Annotated in this window: 13 protein-coding genes; 5 read left to right on the plus strand and 8 right to left on the minus strand. The window is 68.8% G+C overall.

Annotated features, from left to right (window positions below):
• Window positions 1–74: 74 nt before the first annotated feature.
• Window positions 75–1058 carry an ABC transporter substrate-binding protein gene (locus tag C9424_RS02605; protein WP_116765398.1) on the plus strand — a complete coding sequence of 328 codons (984 nt, stop codon included), beginning with the start codon at window positions 75–77 and terminating at the stop codon, window positions 1056–1058.
• A gap of 222 nt (window positions 1059–1280) precedes the next feature.
• On the opposite strand, the gene C9424_RS02610 is transcribed toward C9424_RS02605, so the two are convergent.
• The 7 genes from C9424_RS02610 to C9424_RS02640 are packed head-to-tail and all read right to left on the minus strand — an operon-like array spanning window position 1281 to window position 8988.
• A complete protein-coding gene (locus C9424_RS02610) occupies window positions 1281–2687 on the minus strand; it encodes an NtaA/DmoA family FMN-dependent monooxygenase (RefSeq protein WP_116765399.1) in 1407 nt (468 codons plus the stop codon).
• Window positions 2688–2697: 10 nt separating this feature from the next.
• A complete protein-coding gene (locus C9424_RS02615) occupies window positions 2698–3906 on the minus strand; it encodes an LLM class flavin-dependent oxidoreductase (protein ID WP_116765400.1) in 1209 nt (402 codons plus the stop codon).
• The gene (locus C9424_RS02620; RefSeq protein ID WP_116765401.1) at window positions 3903–4799 is read right to left on the minus strand and encodes a DUF1684 domain-containing protein; all 897 of its coding nucleotides are present in this window, start codon (window positions 4797–4799) and stop codon (window positions 3903–3905) included. The genes C9424_RS02615 and C9424_RS02620 overlap by 4 nt, the downstream gene beginning before the upstream one ends.
• On the minus strand, window positions 4783–5955 hold the full coding sequence (locus C9424_RS02625) for an LLM class flavin-dependent oxidoreductase (protein WP_116765402.1): 1173 nt from the start codon (window positions 5953–5955) through the stop codon (window positions 4783–4785). Before C9424_RS02625 ends, C9424_RS02620 begins: the two co-directional genes overlap by 17 nt.
• Entirely contained in the window at window positions 5952–7001 is a 1050-nt protein-coding gene (locus tag C9424_RS02630; RefSeq protein WP_116765403.1) for an ABC transporter substrate-binding protein, read from the minus strand. The genes C9424_RS02625 and C9424_RS02630 overlap by 4 nt, the downstream gene beginning before the upstream one ends.
• A gap of 8 nt (window positions 7002–7009) precedes the next feature.
• A complete protein-coding gene (locus tag C9424_RS02635) occupies window positions 7010–7873 on the minus strand; it encodes an amino acid ABC transporter ATP-binding protein (RefSeq protein WP_237563261.1) in 864 nt (287 codons plus the stop codon).
• Window positions 7870–8988, minus strand: a complete 1119-nt coding sequence (locus C9424_RS02640) for an amino acid ABC transporter permease (protein WP_116765404.1) — start codon at window positions 8986–8988, stop codon at window positions 7870–7872. The genes C9424_RS02635 and C9424_RS02640 overlap by 4 nt, the downstream gene beginning before the upstream one ends.
• A 243-nt stretch (window positions 8989–9231) precedes the next feature.
• Between C9424_RS02640 and C9424_RS02645 the strand changes: the two genes are divergently transcribed.
• The 3 genes from C9424_RS02645 (at window position 9232) to C9424_RS02655 (ending at window position 12642) form a co-directional block, all read left to right on the plus strand.
• On the plus strand, window positions 9232–11247 hold the full coding sequence (locus C9424_RS02645) for an FAD/NAD(P)-binding protein (protein ID WP_116765405.1): 2016 nt from the start codon (window positions 9232–9234) through the stop codon (window positions 11245–11247).
• A gap of 125 nt (window positions 11248–11372) precedes the next feature.
• Window positions 11373–11897 (plus strand): GNAT family N-acetyltransferase, encoded by a 525-nt coding sequence (locus tag C9424_RS02650; RefSeq protein WP_116765635.1) that lies wholly within the window; start codon window positions 11373–11375, stop codon window positions 11895–11897.
• A gap of 145 nt (window positions 11898–12042) precedes the next feature.
• The gene (locus tag C9424_RS02655) at window positions 12043–12642 is read left to right on the plus strand and encodes a LacI family DNA-binding transcriptional regulator (protein WP_116765406.1); all 600 of its coding nucleotides are present in this window, start codon (window positions 12043–12045) and stop codon (window positions 12640–12642) included.
• Between the two features lie 20 nt (window positions 12643–12662).
• Here the strand turns inward: C9424_RS02655 and C9424_RS02660 are convergent, their stop codons facing one another.
• Window positions 12663–13718, minus strand: coding sequence for a bile acid:sodium symporter family protein (locus C9424_RS02660; RefSeq protein WP_116765407.1), 1056 nt, complete (start codon window positions 13716–13718; stop codon window positions 12663–12665).
• Between the two features lie 231 nt (window positions 13719–13949).
• Between C9424_RS02660 and C9424_RS02665 the strand changes: the two genes are divergently transcribed.
• Window positions 13950–15473, plus strand: coding sequence for a SulP family inorganic anion transporter (locus C9424_RS02665; protein ID WP_116765408.1), 1524 nt, complete (start codon window positions 13950–13952; stop codon window positions 15471–15473).
• Window positions 15474–15481 lie beyond the last annotated feature (8 nt).

The following is a 15481-nucleotide window of genomic DNA, read 5'->3' on the forward strand; positions in this document are numbered from 1 at the left end:
CTTTGACCGGCTTTCGTAGGCCCCGGATAGTTGCTGGCACCAGCACCACCGACAACTACTCTCAAGGGGAAAACATGTCCAGTCTTGCATTCAAATCGGGTGTCACTGTCGCCCTAGCGGCCAGCACCCTCCTGGGTCTTGCGGCCTGCTCCGATCCCGGTGCCGCAGCTGCCAGCGGCACCACGGCGGCGCCGTCGTCCTCCTCCGGTGTCAAGCAGTTCAACCTCTCGCCGCAGCAGGACCGCATCAAGGTCACAGTGGACGCCGCGGCAGCCAAGCTTGTCCCGGACACCATCAAGAAGGACGGGAAGCTGACCGTGGCCGTGAGCCCGTTCGCGGCGCCGCTGGCCGTCTACGCGACCGACAACAAGACGCCGGTGGGCAACGAGGTGGACATCGCCGTCGCACTGGCCGAGTCCCTGGGGCTGGAGGCGGACATCGTTCCGACCGCGTGGGCCGACTGGCCGCTCGGCGTCGAATCCGGGAAGTATGAGGCCGTGCTCTCCAACGTCACCGTCACGGAGGAGCGCAAGCTCAAGTTCGACTTCGCCAGCTATCGCGAGGACAAACTGGGCTTCTACGCCAAGGCGGACAGTGGCATCACCAAGGTCGAGTCGGCACCGGATGTCGCGGGCAAACGCGTGATCGTCGGCTCCGGCACCAACCAGGAAGCGATCCTCCTGCGCTGGGATGAGGAGAACAAGAAGAACGGCCTCAAGCCCGTGGACTTCCAGTATTACGACGACGACTCCGCCTCCCAGCTGGCCATCCAGTCCGGCCGTGCGGACCTCACCTTTGGTCCCAACGCCACGTCAGCCTACAAGGCCGCCACGGACGCCAAGACCAAGCTGGTGGGCCTGGTGGCCGGCGGCTGGCCGCTGAAGGCCAACATCGCCGTCACCACCAAGAAGGACAACGGCCTTGCCGCTGCGGCCCAGGCCGGACTGAACCACCTCATCCAGGACGGCAGCTACGCCAAGATCCTGGACCGTTGGGGGCTTTCCGACGAGGCCGTAGCGAAGTCGGAGCTGAACCCGCCGGGCCTGCCGAAGAAGTAGCCAGTCAATCGATTGCTCCGTAACCGCCCTTCTGGGGTCTGAAAACGGCGGCTACGGAGCAATCGATGGTGCTGAAGCCAAAGAATCCCCGCCGGGAACGTTTCCGGCGGGGATTCTTTGTGTCTGCCTGTGATTTGCCTGGAACGTCGATTGCTCCGTAACTGCCGTTATGGGTACTGAAAACGGCAGTTACGGAGCACTCGACGGTGGGGGCGCGGGCCCTTAGGCCGTGACCGGGCTGGCCTCGACGGCGGCGTCCGTGCGGACCGGCGTGGCCAGGCCCAGGTTTTCCCGCAGCGTGCCGCCAGCGTACTGCGTCGGGTAGACCCCGCGCTCCTGCAGTTCCGGGACGAGGTGGTTGACGATGTCATCGAGTCCGGTGGGAATGAGCCACGGGGAGATGTTGAAGCCGTCGACGGCGCCGGTCCGGGCGTACTCGGCCAGCCGGTCCGCCACCTCGGTGTAGGAGCCGGTGAAAGTCGAGTCGCCCCGGCTGGTTTTGGCCGACACGAACTGGCGGATGGACAGGCCCTTCTCCTTGGCCTCGGCCCGCCACTGGTCCGCGAGCTGGCGGGCCTTGGCGCCGTGGAAGCCGCTGCCGCGGGTTTCCGAGGTTTCCTCCACCACGGGGTCGATCTCCGGCAGCGGCCCGTCGGGGTCGTAGCCCTGCAGCTCCCGTCCCCAGAACTGCTCGAGGTAGGCGATGGCCTGCTGCGGGCCGATCTGCAGGCTGCGGACCCAGGCTTTCTTCTCGAGGGCTTCCTGGGGCGTGGCGGCGAGAATGAACTCGCTGGCGGGCATGATCTTTACGTCATTGGCGCCCCGGCCGGCCCGGAGTGTGCGCTCCACGATGTCGCGACGGAAGTCCAAGGCGTCTTCGAGCTGCGGGTGCGCGGAGAAGATGACGTCCGCCTGGCGGGCGGCGAAGTCCCGGCCCTCCGGGGAATCCCCGGCCTGGAACAGCACCGGCCGGTATTGGGCGCTGCGCGGCAGCCGCGGGGTGACGTCCACGGAGTAGTGCCGGCCGGTGTGGCGCACGCGCCGGACGGCGCCCTCCGCCGACCAGCGGGCCGAGGAAGCCGAGGCCGCGATGGCGGCGTCGTCCCACGCGTCCCAGATCCGTTTGGCTGTTTCGACGAAGGCCTCGGCGTGCGTGTACCGGTCCGCGTGGTCCAGATAGCCGCCGCGCCGGAAGTTGGCGCCGGTCCAGGCATTGTCCGTGGTCACGATGTTCCAGGCCGCGCGGCCGCCCGAGAGCAGGTCCAGCGTGGAGAGCCGGTGTGCCAGGTCTGCGGGGTCGTTGTACGTGGTGTTCTGGGTTGCGACCAGGCCGATGTTTGTGGTCACGGCGGCGAGGGCGGCCAGGGCCGTCTGCGCGTCGGGCCGGCCGGCGACGTCGAGTGCGTGCGGGCGGCCGAGGTGCTCGCGCAGCCGCAGGCCCTCGCCGAGGAAGAACGCAGCGAACAGGCCGCGCTCGGCGGTCTGGGCGATGCGACGAAACGATTCGAAGTCCGTCTGGGACCCGGATTCGGCTGTTTTCCAGACGGTTCCGGAGTTGACGCCCTGGAAGAAGACACCCAGCTGGATCTGCCCGGACGGGGTGAATTCGGTGGTGGTGCTGTGGCTCATGGTGGGCTCCTTAATTTTCGGCGACGGCGGCGGTCGGTGAGGTGCTGCCCGCGGCGCCCGCCGGGGTGCTGGCGGCGGCGTATCGGCTGGCGGGCCGCGCCAGCCCGAGCTGCTCGCGGAAGGTGGCGTCCGGGGTAGTGGGTGCCAGGAGTCCGCGGCGGCGCAGCTCCGGCAGGACCAGTCGCGAGAGTTCCTCAAGGTCTGTGTCCAGCACGGCGGGGTGCAGGCGGACGCCGTCGGCCCACGCCAGCACCTCAGTGAGCAGCTCGGTCAGCTCGGCGGCCGTTCCGACGAACCGCGCCCGCGGGCTCTCCCACGCGGTGTGGCCGTTCAGTGCGGCAAGCCTGTCCGCGGCGGCCTGGCCACGGGAGTCCAGCACGACGTCGAGTTCGGCGATCAGCGCAGGCTCACTCCCGCCGGCGGCGAGGTGCGCCCGCGTCTCCGCGAGCTCGGCGGCCAGGAGCTCGGGCGCCGGGGCCGAGACGAGGAGCGCATCGGCCGCCCCGGCCGCGACGGCCTCCGGGGTGAGGAGCCCGGCTGGGGCCAGCACGGGCAGCTGGCCCTGAAGCGGCCGCGGAATGATCGACGGACCCTTCACGGAATAGTTGCCGTTGTCGACGTCGATGTAGTGCAGCTTGTCGACGTCGAGGTAGCGCCCGGTGGAGACGTCACGGATCACGGCGTCGTCCTCCCAGGAGTCCCAGAGCCGGCGGCTGACCTCGATCGAATCGGCGGCCTCCCGGGAGAGACCCGCCCCGCGCACCGTGTCCCGTCCGACGGCGGCGGCATCGGCCGCGCTCGGCGACGCCGCCACGAGCCAGCCGGCCCGTCCGCCGGAGACGTAGTCCAGGCTGGCCAGCTGGGTGGCGATGTGGAACGGCTCGGTGTACACAGTGTCCGCTTCCGGGATGAGCGCGAGGGACCGCGTCACGGGACCGGCGAACGCGGCACGCTGCAGGGCGTTGAGCCGGGCGGTATCATCCGGGCCGGGCTGCCCTGGCAGGGCGGAGTCGGGCAGGCCGGGGTCGGAAAGCGTCGCGGCGTGGAACCCGGCAGACTCGGCGGCGAGCACGGCGCCGCGGAGGTGGTCCGGGGACAGTACGGCGCCGGGCACCGTGCGGGAAGCCCGCCACGCGGCCGGGTGGCTGCCGGCGCCGTCGAGCTCCAGCAGCAGGAGGCCGCGGCCCCGCGGCTGGTCATTTGGGGGAAGGGTGCTCATGATGCGTCCTGACGTTCGTAGGGGATCTGTTCGCCGGCTTCAACCGCCACCGGAAGGCGGTTCTCGGCCGGGGGCAGCGGGCACGTGGCGAGGTCGGTGTAGGCGCACGGCAGGTTCACGGCCCGGTTGAAGTCCAGAGAAACTGTCCCGTCGGGGCCCGGCGCCGGCACGGTGAGCGAGCGGTTGGCAGCGTAGGTGGACTTGCCTGACGTCGCGTCCGTGAACAGCACGGACAGTGTGCCCGGGGCGTGGCCGTTGAAGGCGGTGAGGCTTAGGTCCTCACCGTGCAGCCGGAAGCGGATCTCGCCCGGTGCCGCATAGACGTGGCGGATTCCCTCGACCGCCGCGCCCACCGTAGTGGGGCGCGGTTCGGCGAACGGGACGAATATTCCTTGAACGGAATATTCTGCGTCGGGTGCGTAGGCCGGTGTGCCGCGGTAGCCCGTGAGCAGCGGATTGAGGGGATGACGGGGCCGTACGACACAGCGGCCGCCGCGCTTGGCGAGCTCGATCACGGTGTGTCCGGCTCCTGCGTCCTCCACGCGCAGGTTGAGCCCTTCGCGCTCGGAGATCGGGCCGAGGAACACGGTGACGCCAGTCCCTTCCGGGTTCAGTTCCTGCCCGTCGCGGAGGACGCGTTCGCCTGCCCCCAAGACCAGGCGGACGACGTCGTCCTCGACGCTCCACGTGCCGGGCGCGCCGTCCAGGCGGGCGGGCGAGGCGTCGAGCCAGTGCAGGTGGGTGACGGCGAGGAAGCCGTGGGGATCGGCGCGGTGGCGTTCGTATGCGGCGTGCCAGTCAGCCCATGCGGCTTCGAAGCCTCGGTCCGGGGTACCGGCGCCCGGGGTGCCGGTCCCCGGGGAGCGGTGGCTTGTATCAGTGGGTGTAGACATGCGAGCTCCTGTGGGTGTTGTGGTCGGCTGCGACGCGGGCCGCGGCATCGGGTTCGGCACCTGTTGTGCCGGCGGGGCCGGACTCGGGACGCCCCGCGTAGGGGTCCCCGGAGCCCCAGAGTGTGGTGGGCGCGGCGGCACGCACGCCCGGAATGACCTCGAGCGCGAACCGCTCCAGGATCTCCAGCTGCTGGTCGAAGGGCAGCGTGGTGGGCAGGGAGATGGACTGGAGGTCATGGCCGTAGAGCGAGTGGTAGCTGAGGATCTTGTCGATCACCTGCTCCGGGCTGCCCACCAGGGCCGGTCCCTCGGCCACGGCGTGGTCGATGTCGCGGTACGGGGAGTTGTTCCCGGGAACGTTCCGGCCGGTCGTAAGGGCCTCATAGACCGGGCCGAACTGCCGCTTGGCCTCCTGCGTGGTGTCCGCGATGAACACCCCGCCCGCGCCGGAGCCGGAGCCCAGATACTGGTGGCGGGGATCGTGGCCGTGGCGTTCGTATTCCTCGCGATAGTGGTCGATCAGCACCTTGTAGTTTTCGCGCGGCTGGATCGCGTTGGCCGTGAACAGCGGGTCGCCCCACTGCGCCGCCAGGGCCGCAGAGGTCAGGCTGGTGGCCGAACCGTGCCACACCCGCGGCGCGCCGGCGAACGGACGGGGCGTCGTCGTGGTGGGCTCGGTCAGGGCGGGCCGGAAGCGTCCGGACCATGTGACGTTCTCCTCGGTCCACAGCCGGCGCAACAGGCCGTACTTCTCGGCGAGGAGCTCCCACTGATCCGCCAGGTCCAGGCCGAACAACGGGTACTGCAGCACCTCGTTGCCCTTGCCGATCACGAGTTCCAGCCGGCCGCGGCTGAGCTGATCGATCGTGGCATAGTCCTCGGCGACCCGCACGGGATCCAGTACGGAGAGCACGGTCACGCCGCTTTGCAGCCGGATCCCGGAAGTGACTGCGGCGATGGCGGCGAGCACCGTGGTGGGGGAGGAGGAGATGAACTCGCCCGCATGTCGTTCGCCGACCGAGAAGCTGTCGTAGCCGAGTTCCTCGGCCCGGCGCGCCGTTTCCACCACCTGGTTGAGCCGGTCCGCGGTGGAGACGATCTCCCCGGTGACGGGGTTTTTCAGGTGCGGGATGATGTCGAGGACCTGGAACCTCACTGTGTTTTCCCTGTCTCTGTTTTCCCTGCGGGGCCCGTCCCGAAGTTTGCCTCGGTGAAGGTCTTGGACTCGGGAAGGGCTTCCTCGGAGAGTCCCCAGCGGTCCAGGACCTTGGCGTAGGAGCCGTCCTTGATCGCGGAGTTCAGTGCGTCCGTGATGGCCGGGGCCAGGCCGTTGCCCTTGAGCGTGGTGGCCGCGACAAGGGTCTCGGACGGCCAGCCGGCGTTGACCTTGCCCACCACCTTGAGGTCGTCGCGGGTGTTTTCCCGGTAGGTGACGGACGGATAGGGCGCCAGGTTCAGATCCGTGCGTCCGGAGGACAGGGCCAGGATGGTGTCGGCATCGGAGGAGTAGTACTGGAGCACCGCCGGGGCCTTGCCCTTGGCCTCCAGCTCCTTGTTCCAGGCGATCAGGATCTTCTCCTGGTTGGTGCCGGAGCCCACGGAGATCTTGAGGCCGGAGATGTCATCGGAACCCCTGATGTTGTAGGTGGAGCTCTTCTTGGCCTCGAAGCCCATGTACGCGGCGCGGTAGCTGGAGAAGTCGAAGAGCTTCACGCGGGCGGCGTTGATGCCCACATTGGAGAACACGGCCTCGAAGTCGCCGGACTGCGTCTTCAGGGGCCAGTTCTCCCAGGAAGTGACCTGGACATCCAGCTCCAGGCCCAGCTTGTCGGCGACCAGTTGGGCCAGGTCCACCTCCACCCCGATCGGGGTCTTGTCGTCGGTGGCGTGGAAGGACAGCGGGATCGCGCCCGCCGTCGTGGCGACGGTGAGCTTGCCGTCCTTGCCGATCAGCGCGGGGACCTCCGCGGCCGCGGCCGCGTCCTTCCCGACCCGGATACGCTGCTGGTCCGGCGAGGTGTTGTAGACGACGCCGTTGCGCGCCGCCGTCGTCGCGGGCTGCCCGCCTGACGCGGCGGAAGCGCCGGGATCGGAGCAGGAGGTCAGGGCCAGCGTGCCGGACAGGGCTCCGAGGAGGACGACGGCGGGAAGCGCCGCGGGCTTTCGACGGCGGACGGTGCGGAGGGCGGGACGGATTGCCATGGGTTTCCTTAGATGTTGAAAGCGGGCTCGATCACCTTGGAGAAGAAACTCCGGGTGCGGTCTTCCTGCGGGTTGGTGAAAATCTTTTCGGGTGTGTCTTGCTCCACGATCTGGCCCTGGTCCATGAACACGACCGTGTCGGCAACGTCGCGGGCGAAGCCCATCTCATGCGTGACGATGATCAGCGTGGTGCCGGAGTTGGCGAGCTCGCGAATGACGTCCAGCACCTCGTTGACCAGTTCCGGGTCCAGCGCCGAGGTGGGCTCGTCGAAGAGCAGGATCTTCGGGTCCAGGGCCAGCGCCCGGGCGATCGCGACGCGCTGCTGCTGGCCGCCGGACAGCTGGCGGGGGTAGGCGCCGGCGCGGTCCTTCAACCCCACCCGGTCCAGCAGTTCCAGCCCCCGTTCGAGGGCCTCGGCTTTGGAGAGCCGGGGTTTGCCGGCACGGGGTGCGACGACGGGCGCCTCGGTGACGTTCTCCAGCGCGGTCAGGTGCGGGAACAGGTTGAAGTTCTGGAACACCATGCCGATTTCGGTGCGCTGCCTGAGGATCTCCTTCTCGCGGAGCTCGTGCAGCTTGCGGCCCCGGACCTCGTAGCCCACCAGGGTGCCGTCGATGGCGATGAACCCGGCGTCGACCTTTTCCAGGTGGTTGATGGTGCGCAGGAGGGTGGACTTGCCGGACCCGGAGGGTCCGACGATTACGGCGACTCCGCCGGGCTCGACCGTCAGCGAGATGCCCTTGAGGACTTCCGTGGCGCCGAAGGACTTGCGGACCTTCGTGATCTCAACGAGGCCCCGGGTGGATTCCCGGGCTGCGGTGGTTTCCAGGGCTTCGTGGGCTCCGGCGGCCGGAAGGACCGAGGTGCTCATCGGGTGCCTCTTTCCTGGGTAGTTTCCCTTGTTGCGGGTGCATGGGTGGCGAGGAACTTGCGGGCCTTCTGCAGCGGGGTCAGGGGCAGTGTGCGGACGGCGCCCTTGGAGTAGTGGCGCTCGATGTAGTACTGGAAGACGCTCAGGACCGAGGTGATGACGATGTACCAGAGCGTGGCAACGAGCAGCAGCGGCAGGACCTGCTGGGTCCGGTTGTAGATGACCTGGACCGTGTAGAAGAGCTCGGAGTAGGCCAGGACGTAGACGATCGAGGTGCCCTTGACCAGGCCGATGACCTCGTTGAATGCGGTGGGTAGGATGGCGCGCATGGCCTGGGGCAGGACGATCCTGGTGGAGCGCCGCCAGGCCGGAATGCCCAGCGCGGCGGCCGCCTCCAACTGGCCCTGGTCCACGGAGAGGATGCCGCCGCGGATGATCTCGGCCGAATAGGCGGCCTGGTTCAGGGTGAGGCCGAGGACGGCCGCGGCGAACTGGCTGATCAGGGTGGTGGTCTGCGCCTCGAAGAAGCGCACGTCCGTGAAGGGGAGCCCTAAGCTGATTTTCTCGTAGAGGTAGCCCAGGTTGTACCAGAGCAGCATCTGCACCAGCAGCGGCGTCGAGCGGAAAATCCAGGAGAACGTCCAGGACACGGAGACCAGCAACGGGGACGCGGAGAGCCGCATCAGGGCCAGGATGAAGCCCAGGATGAAGCCGAGCGCGCCCGAGATCGCGGTCAGCTTGAGGGTCTCCAGCAGGCCGTTCACGATCGACTGCGCGGTGAACCATTGCGCCACCACGCCCCACTCCCAGCGGGGATTCGTGGCCAGGGACCAGGCGATGCCGGCGACCCCGAAGGCGACGACGGCCGTGCCGACCCAGCGCCACGGGTGCCGGGCCGGGACCAGCCGGTAGTCGGCGTAATCGGTGGCGGCCTTGCGGGCCGTTGACCCAGTGCCGGGCTGATCGGCGGGTGTCGGGGCGGCGGGTTCCGGGACGTCGTGTTCCAGGACGGCGGGTCCGGAGGATCCGGCGGGTGTGGTGTCGGGTGTGGTTCCGGCGCCGGGGGACGCCGGCTCCGGGGCGGACTGCGCCACCGGGGTTGCTGTTGAACTCATGCGCCACCTCGCTTCTTCCAGTTGGTGTGGGGGTTCGGTTGGCTGCCAATCTAGGGCCGCGCGAAAACGGCGGGCAAGGCGCCAAGTTGCATGCGTTCACGCGGGTTCGCACGGCGTCACACGACGAATTATTGCCTCGATTTGCGCCGCGTTACGCGGGGTGAACGGCCGTGACCGGCGCCTCGACCGGCCCCGCTTCGGGTGCCTAGCATGAGGGCTCCAAACCAGACCCAGGAGGCCCTCATGCCAGCGAATTCCCCGTCCGTGGTCCTCATCGGCGGCGGCCCACGCACGGCCGGGTTGCTGGAACGCCTGGCCGCCAACCGGCAGGAACTCTTCGCCGGCCCGCTTCACGTCCAGGTTGTGGAACCCCACACGCCGGGGTCCGGCCGGATCTGGCGCTACGAGCAGGACGCCGGGCTGATGCTCAATTCCACCGCGGCAGACGTCACGATGTTCACGGACGCCTCGGTCCAGTGCGAGGGACCGGCCCTCGATGGTCCTGGACTGGCCGAATGGGCCGGCGGGGTCCTGGACGGCTCGATCGCGGACGTGCCGGAGGTCCCGCAAAAACTCCGGGCCCAGCTCGGTACCCTCACCGGCGCCACCTTCCCCACCCGGCAGCTGCAGAGCGTCTACCTCGAATGGTTCTTCCGCCGCGCCGTTGCTGCCCTCGGACCGGAGACCACCGTGACGGTGCACCGGGACACGGCGTCCGCCGTCGAACCCTTACAGGGGGACCCGGAACGGGTCGACCCGGGACAGTTGGACCCGGAGCAGAGCGACCCTGGCGTGGACGGGTACAGCGTCCGGCTGGCCGGCGGCGCGGCGCTGCACGCCGACGTCGTGGTGGCCTCCCTGGGGCACACCGATTCGCTCCCGGACCGCGAGTCTGCCGCCTGGGCCGGCTTTGCCGCCCGGCACGGCGCGTTCCACGCGGCGCCCAGCTACACCACCGACGTCGATTACTCACCGATCGCCCCCGGCCAGGACGTGATTGTCTCCGGCATGGGCCTGGCGTTCGTGGACCTGCTGGTGCTGCTCATGGAGGGCCGCGGCGGCCGCTTCGAGGAACTGCCCGACGGCGGCCTGCGCTACCTGCCCTCCGGTGGCGAGCCGCGGTTGTGGGCCGGATCCCGCCGCGGCGTGCCCTACCACTCCAAAATCACCTCCACCCTGCGCGGTGACGCTGCGGGAGAGCCCAAGTTCTTCACCGCCGGGGCCGTCGAGGCGCTGCTGGAGGCATCCGGCGAGCTGGACTTCCGCGCCCAGCTCTGGCCTTTGATCGCCAAGGACGCCGGCTATGCGTACTACCGCGAGCTATTCACCGGTTACCCCGAGCGGGTCCGGACCGGCTGGGCGGAATTCGCCGAGCGCTTCTCCGCCGCGGACTGGTACAGCCGGGAGCGCCACCGGCTCGTTGTCGAATCAGTCCCGGACGCGGGGCTCCACCTGGACCTTGAGCGGCTGGACCGTCCCTTCGAGGGCCGCGGTTTTGCTGGTCTTGCGGAAGTCCAGGCCGCGGTGGCCGCCCACATCGGCCGCGATCTTGAGCTGCGGACCGGGCCGGACCATTCGGAGACGTTGGCCCTGTTCATCTCCCTGCTCAAGTCCTATATGGACCTTGGCCGTCTGGTTCCGTCCGAGCGGTTGAACGCGCGGTCGCAGCGCGAGGTCCAGGGCTGGTGGCACGGCTTCTTCAGCTTCGTCGATTCCGGGCCACCGCCGCGCAGGCTCCGGGAGATGCTGGCGATCCACCGGGCCGGACTGCTGCAGTTCCTGGGCCCTGGGCTGGAAATCGAGGCGGCGGAGTACTCGGGCCGGTTCGTTGCCACCTCGGCGCAGTCCAGGATCACGGTGTCGGCGGCGGCCCTGATCGAGGCCCGGCTTCCGGAGCCGTCGGTGGTCCGCTCCGCAAATCCGCTGCTGCGCCAGCTGCACACCTCCGGGCTCGGCACCGAACAGCAGCTCCTGACCGCGGACGGAACCCACGCGACGGGACGTCTGCTGGTGTCCGCCCACAACGAGCTCATCAGCCCGGTCGGGGAGCGGCGCGAGAGGCTGTTCGGCGTCGGGCCCGGCACCTCCGGCTGGGGCGCGGGCGCCTTCGCGCGGCCCAAGAGCAACGCCGCGCCGTTCCGCGAAAACGACGCCCTGGCCCGGCGCATCCTGAACCTCCTGGCCGGTCATACGGGCAACCACGGCAGCAACCACCACGCGGTGCCGCAGGCCGCCGCCCGCGGAAAGGACCGGCCATGACCCTGTCACCACTGGACCACTCACCCTTGCGCGACTTGCCGGCCGACAACGCGGACACCCCGCCGGACCCGCCGGAGGAGACTCCGCCGTCGAACAAGTCAGCGCTGACAGTCCTGAACCTGCCCATGAGCGATCCCCGGGTCCGACCCCTCCTGGACGAACTCGCGGTCGAATACGACACCCGTTACGGCAACCTCTTCGGCGAGGGAGCCGCCGCGGAGGAACTGAACCGCTACCCGGCCGAGGAATTCGCCGCGCCCGGCGGGGCCCTTCTGATTGTGCGCGAGAACGGCGAATCCGTGGCCGGCGGCGCCTTCCGCCGGCACGACCCGAAGACGGCAGAATTCAAGCGGATCTGGACGCATTCGGCACATCGCCGCCGGGGACTTGCCCGCTTCGTCCTCGCCGAGCTGGAGGCGTTGGCCGCCCGCCGTGGCTACCGCAGGGTCTACCTGACCACCGGCCCCCGTCAGCCCGAGGCGAAACACCTCTACCTGAATACCGGCTACGAGGCTCAGTTCGACCTCTCCGCCGATCCCGAAACCATCGGGCCGCTCGCATTCACCAAGGACCTCCCCAACCGAAACCCCAGGGTGAACCCCAACGTGGAGTCACTTAGTGCCCGTCCAAGGCCTCGGGATGGGCACTAAGTGACTGCGCGTTGCTTGCTCGTGGCGCAGCCTGCCATGGGCCGGGCAGCGTTGCTTCGGGCTAGAGTTCCACATGGGGTCTACCCCTAGGACGAAGCATTCAGGAGCCGCCACGAAACGGCGGAGAAGCAGCCGGGAGTCATCAGTGCGGCATGGATCCAAGCCCACCATCCGCGACGTCGCAGAGACGGCCGGGGTCTCCGTCACCACCGTCTCCTACGTGCTGTCCGGCCGGTCCGGCGGCACCACCCGGATCAGCGAGGCCACCCAGGACCGGGTGCATGCCGCGGTCCGCGAACTTGGCTACGTGGCCAACCGGGGCGCCCGCGGCATGCGGCGGGGCCGGACGGAGCTGGTGGCCGTGGCCGTAGCGGACCTCGAGGACCCCCGGGACCGCGCCCTCGCCACGCTGCTGGCCGCCATCCTGCCGGAGCACGGCTACCAGGCGGTCGTCCTGCTGGGCGGGGGCTGGCGGCAGTTCATGCTCGCCGGCGGCGCCGACGGTGTGATCCGCACGGGCGCCTCCGAGACCGCCGAAGACTCCGCAGCCATGGTGGAACTCGCCGCCCGCGGCGTGGCCCAGGTGCTCATCACCGACGACGCCGGCGATGGCACCCTAGACGCCAACCGAGACGGCATCCCGGATGTTCAGGCGGGATACGACGTCGTGTCCGCGGGAACTGAGAGCACGGAGGCCCTGGCTGAGCGCGCCGTCACTGCGCTGCTCGGCCGGCTGCGGAGCTAGCAGTACAGCCAGCCCCGCCTTTAGGCGTTCAGCGCGGCGGCTTCCGGCGCGGTGGTCTCCGGTGCTGCGGCGTCCCGGATGGGGCGCCGGGCCAGCCACGCCGCCACGATGGCGCCGGAGATGTTGTGCCACAGGGAGAAGACAGCGGACGGCAGTGCGGCCAGCGGGCTAAAGTGCGCCGTGGCGAGGGTGGCGGCCAGGCCGGAGTTCTGCATCCCGACCTCAAAGGCGAGGGCCCTGCGCGCCCGGTCGTCAAGGCGCCCCACCTTGCCGGCCAGGTACCCCAGGCCGAGCCCGAAGCCGTTGTGCAGAACCACAGCTAGGAACACGATGCCGCCCGCGGCGACGATCTTGCTGGCGCTTCCGGCCACCACGATCGCCACGATCAGCGAAATCACGACGGCGGACGCCCACGGCAGTGCCGGCAGAACCTTGGCCACGACCTTCTTGAGGAAGAGGCGGGCCAGCAGGCCTGCGACAACGGGAAGGAGGACGGTCTTGAGGATGTCCTGGACCATGCCGCCGGCGTCGATGCTCAGGTACGAGCCGGCCAGGAACAAGACCAGCAGCGGCGTGACGATCGGGGCAATCAGGGTGGACACGGACGCGACGGCCACGGACAGGGCCACATCGCCCTTGGCGAGGAACGCCATCACATTGGAGGCAGTGCCCGACGGCGCGCAGCCCACCAGGATCAGGCCCACAGCCAGCTCCGGTTCGAGGTGCAGGGCGACGGCGATCAGCCAGCCGGCGCCCGGCATGATGACATAGTGGGCCACGATTCCCAGGGCCACCGCCCAGGGACGCTTGGCCACCGAGGCGAAATCGGGCGGGGTCAGGGTCAGGCCCATGCAGAACATGATGATGCCCAGCAGGAACGGCACACTGGGCGCCAGGGGTTTGAAGGCTCCGGGGAGCAGGAAGCCGGCAACGCCGGCCACCACGACGAGGATGGGGAAGATCGTCACCGCGATGCGCGCGATCTTTGCCTCGGCCGCGAGGGCGGGATTGAGGGGGACGTCGGCGGCGGTGCCCGCGTCCCGGGAGGAATTCGGAGTTTTAGTTGCCTCAAGCATCCAAGCATGGTGCCACCGCCGTCCGCGGACTGGCTACTTCGTGACCACCTGGTGGACAAATATGTCAGATTTATCGCCATTCCGCCCCCGGCGGGGCTACTTGGGTAGGGTTTCGTGAGTGGGTGAGCCCAGGACGGCGAACTCCCCACTCCCTCCGGCGCGGCGCGGCGCCCCACAATCATTGAAATCCGAAGGCTGACTGTGCCTTCTTGACCACGAACGGAGCCAGCAATGGCCGTCAACACTGCCGCAGATGCCCCGGCCTTCACGCCCGAGCAGCTGCAATCCGTCCGGGGCGCCTTGAGGTCCCCGCGACGGCTCAAAACCGAAGTGCTCGGCGGCCTTGTGGTGGCCCTGGCCCTCATCCCGGAGGCGATCGCCTTCTCGATCATCGCCGGAGTGGACCCGCGGATCGGACTCTTCGCCTCCTTCACCATGGCCGTCACCATCTCCTTCGTCGGCGGGCGCCCCGCGATGATCTCGGCGGCCACCGGCGCCGTCGCCCTGGTGATCGCCCCGCTCGTGAAGTCCCACGGGCTGGACTACCTTGTCGCCGCGGTGATCCTGGCCGGCCTTTTCCAGATCATCCTTGGCCTGTCCGGGGTGGCAAAGCTGATGCGCTTCATCCCGCGCTCCGTGATGGTGGGCTTCGTCAACGCCCTGGCGATCCTGATCTTCCTCTCCCAGGTGCCCGAGCTGATCGGCGTCCCGTGGCTGGTCTATCCGCTCACCGCGGCAGGCCTGCTGATCGTCTTCGGCCTGCCCAGGCTGACCAAAGCCGTTCCGGCGCCTCTGGTGGCCATCGTGGTCCTGACACTCATCACCGTCCTGGCCGCCGTCGCCGTTCCCACCGTGGGGGACAAGGGTGCGCTTCCGGACTCACTGCCCTCCCTGTCCCTTCCCGGTGTGCCGTTCACGTTCGAAACGCTGCAGGTGATTTTCCCCTTCGCACTGGCCATGGCCTTCGTGGGGCTGCTCGAATCCCTCATGACGGCGAAGCTCGTGGACGACATCACCGACACCCGCTCGCCCAAAACCCGCGAGGCCTGGGGCCAGGGCGTGGCCAACATTGTCACCGGCTTCTTTGGCGGCATGGGCGGCTGCGCGATGATCGGCCAGACCATGATCAACGTCAAGGCCTCCGGCGCCCGCACCCGGCTCTCCACCTTCCTGGCCGGCGTCTTCCTGCTCATCCTCGTGGTGGCTCTCGGCGGCATCGTGTCGCTGATCCCGATGGCCGCGCTCGTGGCCGTCATGATCTTCGTTTCCGTTGCCACTTTCGACTGGCACAGCATCAGGCCCTCCACGCTCAAGGCGCTGCCCAAGAGCGAAACGCTCGTCATGGTCGCCACTGTCGCCGTCACCGTGGCCACGCACAACCTGGCGATCGGCGTCGGCGTCGGCGTCCTGGTCGCCATGGTCCTGTTTGCCCGGCGGGTGGCCCACTTCGTCACCGTGGAGCGGTCCCTGGCGGAGGGCGATGGCGGCCAACTCGCCACCTACAAGGTGGACGGCGAACTGTTCTTCGCCTCCTCGAACGACCTCTACACCCAGTTCGAGTACGCCCTGGACCCTGGCCGCGTGGTTATCGACATGCGCGACTCCCATCTTTGGGATGCCTCCACGATCGCCGCACTGGATGCCATTACCGAGAAGTACCGCCAGCACGGCAAGAGCGTCGAAGTGGTGGGCCTCAACGACGCCAGCCTGGCGATGCGCGAGCGGCTCGCCGGAAAGCTCGGCGCCGGGCACTAGCAGGCCGG

Origin of the sequence: Arthrobacter sp. H-02-3, from assembly GCF_003097355.1 — a bacterium.
In the GTDB taxonomy this organism is placed as follows: domain Bacteria; phylum Actinomycetota; class Actinomycetes; order Actinomycetales; family Micrococcaceae; genus Arthrobacter; species Arthrobacter humicola.

Coding starts and splice junctions, on each gene's coding strand:
- C9424_RS02605 (WP_116765398.1), top strand. CDS start 75: ATGTCCAGTCTTGCATTCAAATCGGGTGTCACTGTCGCCCTAGCGGCC.
- C9424_RS02610 (WP_116765399.1), bottom strand. CDS start 2,687: ATGAGCCACAGCACCACCACCGAATTCACCCCGTCCGGGCAGATCCAG.
- C9424_RS02615 (WP_116765400.1), bottom strand. CDS start 3,906: ATGAGCACCCTTCCCCCAAATGACCAGCCGCGGGGCCGCGGCCTCCTG.
- C9424_RS02620 (WP_116765401.1), bottom strand. CDS start 4,799: ATGTCTACACCCACTGATACAAGCCACCGCTCCCCGGGGACCGGCACC.
- C9424_RS02630 (WP_116765403.1), bottom strand. CDS start 7,001: ATGGCAATCCGTCCCGCCCTCCGCACCGTCCGCCGTCGAAAGCCCGCG.
- C9424_RS02635 (WP_237563261.1), bottom strand. CDS start 7,873: ATGAGCACCTCGGTCCTTCCGGCCGCCGGAGCCCACGAAGCCCTGGAA.
- C9424_RS02640 (WP_116765404.1), bottom strand. CDS start 8,988: ATGAGTTCAACAGCAACCCCGGTGGCGCAGTCCGCCCCGGAGCCGGCG.
- C9424_RS02645 (WP_116765405.1), top strand. CDS start 9,232: ATGCCAGCGAATTCCCCGTCCGTGGTCCTCATCGGCGGCGGCCCACGC.
- C9424_RS02650 (WP_116765635.1), top strand. CDS start 11,373: ATGAGCGATCCCCGGGTCCGACCCCTCCTGGACGAACTCGCGGTCGAA.
- C9424_RS02660 (WP_116765407.1), bottom strand. CDS start 13,718: ATGCTTGAGGCAACTAAAACTCCGAATTCCTCCCGGGACGCGGGCACC.
- C9424_RS02665 (WP_116765408.1), top strand. CDS start 13,950: ATGGCCGTCAACACTGCCGCAGATGCCCCGGCCTTCACGCCCGAGCAG.